This window comes from Vibrio sp. 1751 (genome assembly GCF_033339895.1).
Lineage (GTDB): Bacteria > Pseudomonadota > Gammaproteobacteria > Enterobacterales > Vibrionaceae > Vibrio > Vibrio alginolyticus.
Genome location: NZ_JAWOVM010000100.1, coordinates 1 through 13,130, shown reverse-complemented (window position 1 = coordinate 13,130; position 13,130 = coordinate 1). Strand labels below are relative to the sequence as shown.

12 protein-coding genes and 1 pseudogene are annotated in these 13,130 nt (G+C 46.4%); 4 read left to right on the top strand and 9 right to left on the bottom strand.

Features of this window, described 5'->3' with window-relative positions:
• The coding region (locus R7041_RS20395; protein WP_318128700.1) for an EVE domain-containing protein at window positions 1-125 on the bottom strand (125 nt) is incomplete at its 3' end.
• A gap of 47 nt (window positions 126-172) precedes the next feature.
• Between R7041_RS20395 and R7041_RS20390 the strand changes: the two genes are divergently transcribed.
• Together R7041_RS20390 and R7041_RS20385 are read left to right on the top strand one after the other, a co-directional pair.
• Window positions 173-1,723, top strand: a complete 1,551-nt coding sequence (locus R7041_RS20390; protein ID WP_206949726.1) for a COG3650 family protein — start codon at window positions 173-175, stop codon at window positions 1,721-1,723.
• Window positions 1,723-2,319 (top strand): tRNA-uridine aminocarboxypropyltransferase, encoded by a 597-nt coding sequence (locus R7041_RS20385; RefSeq protein ID WP_064368852.1) that lies wholly within the window; start codon window positions 1,723-1,725, stop codon window positions 2,317-2,319. The genes R7041_RS20390 and R7041_RS20385 overlap by 1 nt, the downstream gene beginning before the upstream one ends.
• An 83-nt stretch (window positions 2,320-2,402) precedes the next feature.
• Here the strand turns inward: R7041_RS20385 and R7041_RS20380 are convergent, their stop codons facing one another.
• The 7 genes from R7041_RS20380 to lptM all read right to left on the bottom strand — a co-directional run bounded on the left by R7041_RS20380 (window position 2,403) and on the right by lptM (window position 9,648).
• Window positions 2,403-4,889 carry an EAL domain-containing protein gene (locus R7041_RS20380; protein WP_054577268.1) on the bottom strand — a complete coding sequence of 829 codons (2,487 nt, stop codon included), beginning with the start codon at window positions 4,887-4,889 and terminating at the stop codon, window positions 2,403-2,405.
• Between the two features lie 138 nt (window positions 4,890-5,027).
• On the bottom strand, window positions 5,028-5,744 hold the full coding sequence (yigB, locus tag R7041_RS20375) for a 5-amino-6-(5-phospho-D-ribitylamino)uracil phosphatase YigB (RefSeq protein ID WP_053350826.1): 717 nt from the start codon (window positions 5,742-5,744) through the stop codon (window positions 5,028-5,030).
• Between the two features lie 8 nt (window positions 5,745-5,752).
• Window positions 5,753-6,685 (bottom strand): tyrosine recombinase XerC, encoded by a 933-nt coding sequence (xerC, locus tag R7041_RS20370; protein ID WP_064368853.1) that lies wholly within the window; start codon window positions 6,683-6,685, stop codon window positions 5,753-5,755.
• Window positions 6,651-7,382: a DUF484 family protein gene (locus R7041_RS20365; RefSeq protein ID WP_172797316.1), complete on the bottom strand. Its 732-nt coding sequence runs from the start codon at window positions 7,380-7,382 to the stop codon at window positions 6,651-6,653. Before R7041_RS20365 ends, xerC begins: the two co-directional genes overlap by 35 nt.
• The gene (dapF, locus tag R7041_RS20360; RefSeq protein WP_005378744.1) at window positions 7,376-8,206 is read right to left on the bottom strand and encodes a diaminopimelate epimerase; all 831 of its coding nucleotides are present in this window, start codon (window positions 8,204-8,206) and stop codon (window positions 7,376-7,378) included. Before dapF ends, R7041_RS20365 begins: the two co-directional genes overlap by 7 nt.
• A 10-nt stretch (window positions 8,207-8,216) precedes the next feature.
• Window positions 8,217-9,470 carry a diaminopimelate decarboxylase gene (gene lysA / locus R7041_RS20355; RefSeq protein WP_033907276.1) on the bottom strand — a complete coding sequence of 418 codons (1,254 nt, stop codon included), beginning with the start codon at window positions 9,468-9,470 and terminating at the stop codon, window positions 8,217-8,219.
• Window positions 9,471-9,531: 61 nt separating this feature from the next.
• Complete coding sequence (lptM, locus tag R7041_RS22750; protein ID WP_005378746.1) at window positions 9,532-9,648, bottom strand: LPS translocon maturation chaperone LptM; 117 nt, start codon at window positions 9,646-9,648, stop codon at window positions 9,532-9,534.
• A gap of 74 nt (window positions 9,649-9,722) precedes the next feature.
• Here lptM and cyaY point away from each other — a divergent pair, with 74 nt between their 5' ends.
• Complete coding sequence (gene cyaY / locus R7041_RS20345) at window positions 9,723-10,037, top strand: iron donor protein CyaY (RefSeq protein WP_206949724.1); 315 nt, start codon at window positions 9,723-9,725, stop codon at window positions 10,035-10,037.
• A gap of 69 nt (window positions 10,038-10,106) precedes the next feature.
• Here the strand turns inward: cyaY and R7041_RS20340 are convergent, their stop codons facing one another.
• Window positions 10,107-12,635, bottom strand: coding sequence for a class I adenylate cyclase (locus R7041_RS20340; RefSeq protein WP_258512243.1), 2,529 nt, complete (start codon window positions 12,633-12,635; stop codon window positions 10,107-10,109).
• A 346-nt stretch (window positions 12,636-12,981) separates the two neighbouring features.
• Between R7041_RS20340 and hemC the strand changes: the two are divergent.
• Window positions 12,982-13,130: pseudogene (hemC, locus tag R7041_RS20335) on the top strand (hydroxymethylbilane synthase); the annotation flags it as partial.

Below are 13,130 nucleotides of genomic sequence, written 5' to 3'. Positions count from 1 at the left end.
ACTTGGTCACGCATCATATTGCGCGCCTGATAATTACGAACTCCCTCCCAACATGAAACCTTTTGGGTTCGAAGCGTGTCAATAGAAAAGGTATCTGGTTCAGTTTTAAATAACCAATATGCCATAATGCCATCCGATGCCGATTGAGTAACAATAATGAGGAAGATATAACATGAAGGCTTTGAAAAACCCAGTGGCGCTTGCCACCCTGCTGGTTCTGCAAGCATGTAGTTCACAGCCGCCACAATCTGGTGCTGCTGACCTAACCTCTCCACCAGCAACCTTAGATAAGCCTGAAACCATTCAACCTCAAACTTTTATGCTGCGCGGAAAAGTGATCGTCGGTCACGAGAGCCAATACATCATGCCTTGTGGCAGCGACAAGCAATATTGGTTGCAACTATCACCACAGCAAATGCAACGAGCAATTCAGTTAAATAACGAGCCTTACCAGACTATGTATGGCGAGGTTATCGGCCACCTCAACCCACCGGGCATCGATGGGTTTTCTGCTGATTTCGATGCTAACTTTGTCGTGGAACAAGTGAACTTCCTCACAACGGAAAATCCAGACCGTTGTCAGCAACCAAACAAACCAACTCGCGTGTTTGGTAATGAGCCTTCTTGGTCGGCAAGCTTTGAGGCTAATGGACTAACATTCCAGCAAATCGGCAAACAAACCACAAAATTAGCGATTAACAGCAGTCAGCTTCAACCTCGCCAGCGCACTTATCAACTGCAAGGTGGTGAGCTTCGCTTAACAGAAAACCTCTGCTCAGACACAATGAGCGATTCTTTGTATGGCTGGAAAGCAACACTAAAACATGATGGCGAGACGTATCAAGGTTGTGGTATGGCTGCAAACGTCGATGCAACGCTTGGCTGGGCTAATACCTATGTCGCGACCTCAACTCAATCACAAGGTTTTGAAGTACAAATGACCTTAAACCCAGACCACAGCGCCACAACAAAATACCGTTACGCCAATGGACAAGCACCATTAATCGAGCGTGGTTACTGGCAACAGTTAAGTCCGTCTCAGGTTCAAGTTGTCATGACGCATCATCAACAGCAAAGACTGATGTCAGAGCGACTGTTTACTCGAGAAGGCAATCAGCTCAAAGCGACCAAAGAAAAAGTCGGTAACTTAGTATACCCAATCGCCGATGGTGGTTTAGTCCTTTATCCTGCCACCGTTCGTGATGAAGGCATCATGCAACCAGCCGAAAAACGCACCAACAACCCCATCGGTAGTGCTGACGTACCTTCTAGTGCAGAGTTTGATTCAAAAGTAGATGCCGCGGTGCGCAACTACTTCTTTATCCATCAAACCACCCCCAACAATAACCAATACCGTTGGCTAACTTACGACCTCAACAGCGATGGTAACGAAGAGCTATTGGTACAGTTGGATTGGTGTGGTTCCGGAGGCTGTACATTGCTGATATTTGAACATCACGAAAAGGAATGGCGATTTAATAGCCGCATTACACTAGTGCAAAGCCCGATTATGCTCGGCCAACAAACCTCTCATGGTTGGCGAGATCTGATTTTTAATGTCAGCGGTGGCGGAGCTAAAGCGGCTCAACACGTGATGCAATACACTGGGGTTAGCTACCCACTCAACCCAAGCATGGCGCCAACGGCAACGCCGAACCAAGTCAGTGGTGTGCGTCTGTTCTCTGATGGGATAAGCCCGGTGCGCGAAGGAGTTCGTCTGTAATGCCACAACCGTGTCCAACCTGCGGTTTTCAATTCAATTGTATGTGCTCGCTAATGCCGAAACTTAACAGTGAGCACAACATCCTGCTGTTAATGCATCCGAATGAACTGAAGCGTGATACTAATACCGGCCAGCTACTAGAGCAGTGCCAACTCAACATTGATCGAGTAATCTGGGATCGCAAACAGCCACCAGCAGAATTGCTCACTCTATTAGCTGATCCGTCGCGGTATCCGGTGTTGCTCTTCCCCTGTGAAGAAAGTATCACACTCGAACATGTGGTACTCCAAAGCCAGCAACAAACCAAAACTCCGCTGTTTATTATTTTAGATGCCACCTGGCAAGAGGCGCGCAAGATGATCAATAAGAGCCGTTGGTTAGAAGGTATCCCTACTATGGGATTGTCTGCGTCGGCGGACTCACAATATCAGCTGCGACGCAACCAACAACAAGGTAATTTGTGTACGTTTGAAGTCGCTGCACATTTGCTCGGGCAACTTGGAGAACAAAACAACCAACAACAAATGCAGCGCTTTTTTGCCCATTACCTCGCTCTGTTCCAAGCTGAAAAGAGTGGACACGCTCTTAAGCGTTAACCATTAAGCTCAGTAGAAGAACCAAACAAAAAACGCAGCCTACGCTGCGTTTTTTACGACAAGAAGTTTCACGTGAAACATCATTAAAACAGTCGAGTCGGCTCGCCAAGATAGTAACCCTGCAAATAATCCACCCCCATGTCTTGTGCAATGGTACACACCTCCTGATTGTGGACGAACTCCGCCACCGTCTCCGCGTTAAACACCTGGCACAAACGCACCAACTGGGAAGCGATCTTGCGCTGTTTTAAGTCTTTATCAATATCACGAATCAAGCTGCCATCGAGCTTTATGACTTCTGGCTCCAACTTTAGGATTTCATCGATATTCGAATAACCGGACCCAAAGTCATCAACAATGATACGCGCCCCTAAGCTTCTAAAATGACTGCACACTTCTATCATTCGGCCGTAGTCTTTGATCTGCTCAGATTCCAGCACTTCTAAACCAATTCGCCTTGGGTCATTTAGCTGGCTAATTTCATGCTCTAAAAGCATTAAAGTTTTATCACTGAGCAAATCTTGCGGCGATAAGTTTATAGAAAAGTCACCTTGCTTATCTCGCATATAATGCAACGTAGAATGAATCATGTGCCGACTTAGTCGAGTGTAAAGATGCGTATCAGAGATAATTGGCAGAAAACGCCCTGGCGCAATCACCGTTCCATCGGCTTCCAGAATACGAACCAAACATTCTTGGCTTGCCAATTTGTGGCTACCCGCATGCACAATGGGTTGGCTATAAGTGATGATGTTCTGTTTGAGAATGGCTCTACTAACGCAACTTAGCCATCCAAGTTGCTCTTTACGCACATCCTCACTGACTTCAATATCTTTCGCATTACAGATATGGGTATTACTGCGTACACCGGAGCGCCTCGCTTCGATGCCTTTGAGTAAGAGCTCATCTACTGAAGCGGATGGAAAATCTCGACGACTCACTAAGCCGCCGCATAGCGAGATAGAAAGATAATCTATTTCACGTAGGCCAATTGGCTCAAAATTAGTTTGTTCTACCGCGTCAGCAAAACGCGCAAAGTGCTGTTTGATGGTCTCGCTGCTTTGATCAGCTTTAAATATGAACGCCCATTCACCAACCCCAATACTATAAAGCTGCAAAGCCGTTGGCATGCCGAAACGCTTTCGTAGTCGATTCGTAAAGTGCATTGAGAGATCTTTGAGTAATTGATCTCCCACTCGGTAGCCGTATTTTTCGTTGATATGACTAAAGTTAAGTAGCTTTAGAGTCAACAAATGCTCATCCAAATCGATGTTACTCAGCCGCTCTTGCAATGCGACCCGGTTTTGTAATCCCGTGCGACTGTCGCGTCGATAGCTTTCTTGTAACTTGCGCGTTTGGCGATCGAGTTGATATCCCATATGCGCGTTCATATGGTTGAGATCGCCGATCGCATTTCGAATCAAGCTAAACAGCGGTGAAATAGAGGAGCTAACGGGCGACTTAGGCAAGTTCAATGTTTGCACTTCGTCTCCCTCTCGCATCGCTAAATACGTCAGGCTGTGATGAAGAATTTCGGGCTGACCAATACCACCATGCAGCTCCCCCATACAGTAACTACCAAACGTCGTCGCAATATCTTTGAATGCTTGGACTTCGTCGCTGCTGTCAATAAAGTCTAACCGTGACGCGCAGTTAAAAATCATCACGACTTCAGGTTGGTGCATGGCTAACTCAACCACACCATGCCGCACTTGCTCGAGCGTTAACGAGGGATGGTTATAGCAAAATTGCACTTCGTCACCAAGACACCAGGGCCTGTCGAAGCTCATACTGCCATCAGCGTGTAGCTCCGTTACCGTACAAACTTCCTTTCGCCCTAAGCTTTCTCGATATAAAGGAAAGCTGAGCAGTTGACTCAGCGTCACGTCATGGCCATCCGCCAAGTAACGCTTGTATACGTCCAGCGCTTTCTTCTCACCTAAACAATACAAGCGCGTTCCTTTTGCATGAGTGACTTTGTGTGGCATGCCAATCGGGTTCCATTCCGAATACGCATCAGTCCATAGCTTCAAAGTATCACTGTGCAAAGCTACGGCAACCACGGCATTATCGTAAACTCGGTTTTGATATAGCACCCAGCAGCCATCGTCAATACTCTGCGCCAACCCTCCAGAAATCACTACTTCTTCACTGGCGAAGGTTTGAAACAAGGGATAGTCACGTCGTTCAATTTGCACAGCAAAGCTGAGGATCACCTGTGAATTATGCTGCATTAGAAGAGAGCGCTTGAGCTCCCCGCCATCAATGTCAGGGGAGTAAGAGTATGTTTGTACCGCAGAAGTCAGCGTGGTTTGCTCAAATTCAATCACACTCACTAGGCAACCAGAGGTAAATATCTCCCCTTCCAGAATCACATTACGCGTACTATGCCCCATAACATGAGCATTCGGCAGCGACGACAAAACGGCGTCTGCAAGTGTGGTCGTAATTTCGCGCGATTGCGTCGACAATATTTGTACTAAATATTGTTTATCTGAGGAAGTCGGAAAAGTGACTAAAAAGTCATTCAGTTGACTGACATCGTGAACCAGTTTTGAAAAAGCTCGCATGGACCTACCACTGCCGTAACACTATCTTCACCACGACGTGTGGCGTTACTATTTTTATTTAATAGAGAATAATTTACGTGGCTTTGCGCTGCTTTTCTAGACACAAAATGAGATTAGAATGGATTAATGCGAAAGCAATTAAAAAAGTGTGAGTAACGGCTGCAAACTATTGATTTCAATATCAGGTAAAGTACGTGTTTTTGAATGGTTAATGACATTTTTATTCATATCATTAAACCAACAGGCTGCAAAACCAGCCAACTTTGCACCATGCACATCCGTGGTTAGATGATCACCGACATGCAGAATATTCTCCGCAGGAATATCCAAGAATCGCTTCGCTTTAGTAAACATATCGGTTGCGGGTTTCGCCAATCCATCTGGTCCTGCTTTAAGTACCTGTTGGAAATAAGGCGTAAGACCGATGCGGTCTAAATCCACATTACCGTTGGTGATTGCCACCAACGGGATGTGCTGCGCGAGTTCCTCCAATACATCGAGGCTTTGCTGCGGCACTTCAAAACGGTTACGCCAGTCCAACGCAACGTCTACTGCGGCTTTCGCGGCGGCATGTGCTGCGTCTTCGTCGTAGCCTACTTGGGAGAAGGCTTGCTGAAGTTGCACTAAACGCCATAAAGTGACATCGCTCTTCAGCTCGGGTTGTTGCTGCACAACACGCTGCTTGAGAGCAAACCAATCCGCTTTGTTCATATGAGCAACCGCTGGATGATGGTGCTTGAGCCAAGATAGCAACTCACGCTCCATGCGAACTATCACAGGATAGTTGTCATAGAGGGTATCATCTAGGTCAAAGGTCATTGCCTTAATAGGCTCGATACGGCGATAAAATTTCATACTTCGGCTCACTCCCCGTTCTTTTTACGTGCGCGTGGGTGGGCTTGGTCGTAGGCTTGCGCCAAATGTTGGAAATCCAAGTGCGTGTAGATTTGGGTCGTCGAAATATTCTCGTGCCCTAAAAGCTCCTGCACCGCACGTAAGTTATTGCTTGATTCGAGCATATGTGTCGCAAATGAGTGACGCAATTTATGCGGACTAATATGGCTTGCGACAGACTGTTTCTGCCCCCATTCAGCCATGCGCTTTTGCACGCTACGATGCGAAATACGCGTTCCAAGCTTAGATACAAACAAGGCGGGCTCACCTGGAGCGGCTAAATCACCACGAACGCGTAACCACTTCCCGACCCACTCGGTTGCCATCCCAGAGAACGGCACTTTACGTTCTTTATCGCCTTTACCAATAACACGAAGCTCACCACTACGCAGTTGTACGTCACGTACATCCACACCCACCAGTTCAGCCAAACGTAAGCCGGCGCCATACATCAGCTCCATCATGGCGCGATCGCGCACAGCCAACGGGTCGTCCTCGTTGACTTCAAGTAATTGGCTCACTTCGTCAACATCGAGGTTTTTGGGCAACGGGCGTTTTTTGCGAGGTGCTGAAACCCCTTTGGCTGGGTTAGCAGAAATCTCGCCACGCAGAATAAGGAAATCGAAAAAGCTACGCAGCGATGAGAGTCGCGTTGCCAAACTGCTGGCTTTCATGCCTTCTCGCATGCCCTTACCTGCTAATTGGCGCACCCAACCAGCATCCACTTGAGACCAATCTTTGAGCCCCATTTCAGCTAGGTGCTGCGCCATTGTTTCTAGCTGCTGTTTGTAATTGCGCTGAGTATGTAGGCTAAGCCCCTTTTCGCTTCGTAAGAATTCATAGAAGCGCTCAAGAGGCTTTTGCAGACTATTTGGCAGAGGAGTGTTGGGAGTTGTCGTCATCGTAACTTTGCCATACCAGTGTTTGAGCGAGATGTGCCACTACTAATGATAGGTGACGCAAAAACAAGGTATCCATATCTGGCTGAAAATGGCCGCCATCTTCACTAGAAAAAGCAAGCACGCCCAGAGTTTGCTGTTTCACGAGCGGCAGTACCACATAGGACCCCATTTCCGGCACTTCCATGTTGCCAAACAAAGCTTCACGATCCACTTTGCGAAGACGTCCTAAGTACGCATCTTTGCCATTTAAGTGTGTGGTCGCAAAGCGTTGATAACTTTCCTTACTCAATTGAATCGATGCGTCGCATTGACTAAACAATCGAACAAACGCACGTAAGCCCAATGTTTTGGCTTTCTCTTCGATAGAATGAATGACTTGTTTAAAGTCACTACACTTTAGAATCTGCCCCTGCAAATCCATAAATTCGTAAAAGGTGCGATCATTGTTCGCCGCAAGCGACATTAGTGTAGTGATCTCTTCCTCTAACTCTTCAATGCGCTGACGTTGGCGATTCATTTGGATGTGTACCAAAGATACCGCGCCTAAGTCTGAGTGTGGGAAAGATAAACGATCCACAAGCTCCGGACGTTGCACAAAAAAGTCTGGATGATCTTTGAGGTACTCTGCCACTACTTCAGCCGTTAAGGCATCTGCTTCTACTTGAGACAAAGCGTTTCCTTTTTCTTCAACTAGCAAGACAATTGACCATCAAATACATGCGTTGTAGGTCCGGTCATAAACAACGGCTTGCCAGGGCCTTGCCATGCAATTCGCAATTCACCACCAGGTAGAGAAACCTTAACGTTTTCATCCAACAAGCCCTGCAGAATCCCAACCGCGACTGCCGCGCATGCACCACTACCACAAGCTTGTGTCTCTCCTGCGCCTCGCTCGTAAACTCGAAGACGAATATGGTCACGACTCATCACCTGCATAAAGCCAGCGTTGACGCGCTCTGGGAAACGCTCATGCGACTCGAGCAGCGGACCGAGAGTTTCCACTTCTGCCGTATCCACATCGTCGACCACGGTCACTACGTGCGGGTTACCCATGCTCACAGCACCACAAAACAAGGTATTGTCGCCTGCTCGCATGATGTAAGTTTTCTCTTTTTGCTTCGCTTTGAAAGGAATTTTGTTCGGTTCAAACTCTGGTACGCCCATGTTGACCGTCACTTCCCCATCATCTTCGATGTTGAGAATCATCTTTCCTTTCTTGGTGCTCACGCTGATGCTGTATTTATTGGTCAGCCCCTTCAAGCGAACAAAGCGGGCAAAACAGCGTGCACCGTTACCACACTGTTCAACTTCACTACCATCGGCATTAAAAATCCGATAATGGAAGTCGGTTTCAGGGTCGTAAGGGGCCTCTACCACAAGCAATTGGTCAAAACCAACGCCAGTATGACGATCCGCCAAGCGGCGGATCAGGTCTTGCGAGAAAAACACGTTCTGGGTAATACAGTCGACGACCATGAAGTCGTTGCCCAAACCGTGCATTTTGGAAAAGTGGAAATGCATTTGTTGTGTGTTACTCCGGTAGAATCTGTTCCAGCTGCCACAAACTGGTCAGCTCCTCACGCTGGCGAACTAAGTGGCTTTGTTTACCGTCCACCATCACTTCTGCCGCTCGGGTACGAGTATTGTAGTTCGAAGACATCACAAAACCATAGGCACCTGCTGAACGAACCGCGAGTAGATCACCTTCTTGCAAAACGAGTGCGCGATCTTTACCCAAGAAGTCGCCGGTTTCACAAATAGGACCAACCAAGTCGTAAGTCTGAGCTTCACCCTTTCGCGGTGAAACTGGCACAATATCTTGCCATGCTTGGTATAGCGCAGGACGCATCAAGTCGTTCATTGCAGCGTCGATAATCGCAAAGTTTTTATGCTCAGTATGTTTTAAAAACTCAACACGCGTTAGCAAGATACCTGCGTTCGCAGCAATTGCACGGCCTGGCTCAAAGATCAGCTCCAAGTCTTGGTGATTTTCAAGACGACCAAGTAACGCTTTGGCGTAATCAGAAGGCTGAGGTGGTAATTCATCACGATAGACCACACCCAAACCGCCGCCGACATCAAGGTGACGAATGTTAATGCCTTGCGCTTTTAAATCATCAATCAGGGCTAATAAACGGTCTGTCGCGTCGATAAATGGGTCTATATTGGTCAGCTGAGAACCAATGTGGCAGTCGATGCCTTGCACATTCAAGTTCGGCAGGCTTTGCGCGAATTTATAAACATCTGGCGCACGATCAAACGCAATGCCGAATTTATTGTCGCGAAGACCAGTCGAAATGTAAGGGTGTGTTTTCGCGTCGACATCTGGATTGATACGCAGAGAAATTGGCGCAATCACACCAAGCTCACCCGCAACCTTGTTCAAACGTTCTAGCTCTGGCTCAGATTCAACGTTGAAACATTTGATACCTAGCTCAAGAGCGCGCTTCATCTCTGCCGATGTTTTACCAACACCAGAGAAAACGACTTTTTTCGGATCACCGCCTGCGGCAATCACACGCTCAAGTTCACCACCCGACACGATATCAAAACCCGATCCCAAACGCGCTAGCGTGTTCAATACGCCTAAGTTTGAGTTGGCTTTCACCGCGTAGCAAACCAGGTGAGGATGCTGACCCACAGCACTATCAAACGCCTTCCAATGGCGCTCTAGCGTGGCTCGAGAATATACGTAAAGAGGAGTGCCATATTGCTCTGCAAGAGCTTGAAGTGGGACGTCTTCGGCCCAAAGCTGGCCATCATCCTGATAGTTGAAGTAATCCAAAATTCGCTTCCCTTATTTTATTCGACTGCTGAACCCTAATTTCACCCTAAGGTGCGGTTATTTATTGTGATTGCTCATTCTGTTGAGTGTCATCTGGAATGTATAGTGAGCCAGACTGACCACACCCCGCTAAGGTCGCGGCAACCATCACAAACAACACAGTAACTAATTTTTTCATTTCGCATATCGTGATTATTGAATCAATGCCCCCTATAATCGCACCACACTCAGGAAAAGCAATAGGATAGACGGATGAACGATACTGAATTTCATCAACTGGTGGATGCGCAGATGCAAATCATCGAAGAATCCATCGATGATTCAGGCGCAGACATTGATTACGAAGTCACTGGCAACGTAATGACATTGGAATTTGAAGACCGCAGCCAAATCATCATTAATCGCCAAGAGCCGATGCATGAGATCTGGCTAGCGTCCAAATCTGGTGGTTTCCACTTCAAGCTTATTGAAGGTAAATGGACCTGCTCAAAAACGGGTATGGAGCTATTTGAAATGGTGAAGAAAGAGTGTGAAAAGCACGCAAGCGAAGCCATTGATTGGGCATAATTCTGGTCAATCGTCACCAAAACAAAAAGAGCACCGAAGTGCTCTTTTTGTTTATTGATACGGGTTTAATTACGCGTTCACAGTTTTGGTCGGGCGACTCGGTGAACAACCGTCATTACGGTAAGGAATGATATACGCATTCCCCTCTTCAGGGTGAATAATTTGATAGTACTGAGGCAGGTTAAAGTTAATAAACTTCGACGCGACGCGACTATCGTCTTTTACCGACGTGTAGAAGCTGTTTACAGACGAAATCATTTCATCTTTGGAGCCACTAAATTGGTGATACACTTCCACTTGATTTGACTCATCCAAAACATAAATATTGAAGCCATCTTCGTTATCTTCAAAGAAGAACTGCACCAGACCTTCACTGGCAAACCCATCCACCACCTCCGGCATTTGATATTCTTGCTCACGATCGAGCATTAACAGCGGCGAGCCTTTGAGTTTGTTAGTAGAAATGCTGCGGTAGAAATCGATGGAATTTTCTAGCTTCTGCACCGACACACCACGACGTTCAAAGAACAACCCATAAGTCTGGTTACCAAGACGCATCGCTTTAAAGCGGCGGCGTTTCTCTTGCTCTACTGGTTTCAAGCGTAAGTCGATACATTCAGCTAAAAGCTGGTAAACCATATTACGCATCACACCACGCATGTTCTTCGCATAGCAGAACACATCCACTGATTCTGGTGGCAACGCATCTTGGTGCATTTTGCCCAAAATGGTTTTCAGTGCATCCAGCATCGCCGTTTCCCCTTTGAAATGCAGCGTACGCACTTCATGCCAAGAGTTACGGTAAACAAGGTCAACACTGCCGACTAAATTTTTATGTTCTGGACCAAAGCTAAAAATATCGGTGTTCTTAACATCCACTTTCAACGAACGACCAGAAAGTTCAGACGTCGGATCATTTTCGAAGTTGATGAACATCGCAAGCTGGCTTATTTCACAAGGACTCGCTAGCGCCTGCATAGATGGACGACGCTTACGCAAAGCAAAAGTATTTCGTAAGTCACTCACCATTTGGTAAAACTTATCAATATCTAGCTGCGCTTCACGTACCACGGCATGTAAACGAGTCGATTCAGTGATCAAGCCATTGAAGAATGCCCAAGCAACCAACTTACTCAAGTATTCATGATGCTCTAGATATGGTTGCCCCAAAATGCGGTGCGCAATAAGCGGTTGTTTATAGAGGTACCAACCAGACTTGTTTACCCCCCCTTTTTTCACTTCGATAAAGCTCAAGTCAGGCTCGTGCAGATCAGGTGAAATCTGTGGGTTTAGTAACGTTACTTTGCCCGGCAATACTTCAAAAGCCGCGTAGAGTTTACGGGCCAAAATACTGATGTCTTGCGGACTGATAGCAGAAGTGATGTCGTTACGACGCGCAAATTGAATCAAGTTACGGTAGCTTTGCATCAACGCATCCAGCAATGCATGATGTACCACCTTTACTTGTTCAACCTTCCAATTACGGCGGTCATCGAGCTCTGCAACGACACTGGCATCCCAATTCCATTTTGCAATCATATCGCTCAGTGCTTCACGACGCCAAGCTACTGAGCCAATATTCGGCTCACGAGATAGTTTTTCATGGGTTTTGAGATAGAAACAGCGACGCACCAAATCCAAACGTGTATCGTCTTGAATTCGCTCTAGGTAACGGGTTACTTTTTCCAACATTAAGTAGTACGCATCCATGCCATAGAGGTCAGGCTCATGGGCAAAGAAACGACGCTTAGTGTCGATACTTAACAATTGAGTATGCGGGTATTCCCACGAGTAAGCTTCTAGCAAGATGGCTTTTAATACCGATTTGTAGGGAGAGTCGATGCTTTTGTATAACTGCCACAAGTTCGAGCCGAAGTATTCTTCAGCAGGAATGCAGTTCAATTTACCAAAGTCGATCCATTCACTACAGTCGATGTAACCATCACTGCACAGTTGAGAAACGTACTCGTCGTAACACTCTTCCATTTCTGGCGGCACGATTTGCCATAACAAACGCTGTCCGGCAATACGCACCGCACTACGATAGAATTCATCTAGCAAAAGTAAGTGCTGAGATGAACCACAGTTATCACCTGTCATCTCCTCAGAATGATTGCTTCTAAAGCGCTCTTTATCCATTAAGAAAAAGTTCGCTTCCACGCCTTTGCTTTGTGCCCAATCCGTGATGAGTAAGCATTTATTGGTCAATAACTCGCGTTCGTCACAATCCATCTCTGGTGAGATACACACCCAAATATCCAAATCACTGGAAGTACTTTGACCAATCGAGGAGGTACTGCCCATGGTGTATAAACCCAATATAGCGGGCTTTTCTACCGTCTTGAGCGGCTGACCAATGGCAAGTTGAATATCATCTATGAATTGTTGCTGAATGCTATTTAGTTCAAGCCCATGCACACCAAACGGGACATCGGCATCATAATAGCCAGGAATTACAGGATGGTTGTAGTTCAACAAGGCAGGAATCAAGTGGAAGACTTGCTGGCTTTGCGAATCCATAAGCGCCAACGCGCGATCAACTCGCTGCTGATTCAAATTATCTAGTCGCTGGATGATTTTTTGGGTGTAAGCCTGCAAGGGGAATTCCTTGGTTGAACAATCACGAAAATCTGCTGACGTTTTAAACCAAAATGGCTTAAAAACGTGATCAATTTAACACTTTTATTGGTGCGGGTAAAGCTTCACGCCCGCGTATCACTCTGGATACAAAACCATACTTTAGTCACAAAATTAATCGCGCGGTAGTTTCGCTCTTATTACCTATTACTAATAATAGTCCTTAGTCTAATTGAGAATCCAGTCACACTATTTTCATAACGTCATGTAATTCCATTCATAGCCTTCAGAGATAACGAACTAACAGTAAGCATTTCTTGATGAGAATGGTAGGATAAACCCAAATCCAAACAGCATTGAGAAGATCATGACACAATCCACACCGATTCGCATTGCAACTCGAAAAAGCCCTCTTGCTTTATGGCAAGCTTACTTTGTTAAAGACGCCCTTCAAGCCGCTCACCCTGGCTTGGAAGTCGAGTTAGTAACCATGGTGACCAAAGGTGACGTGATTTT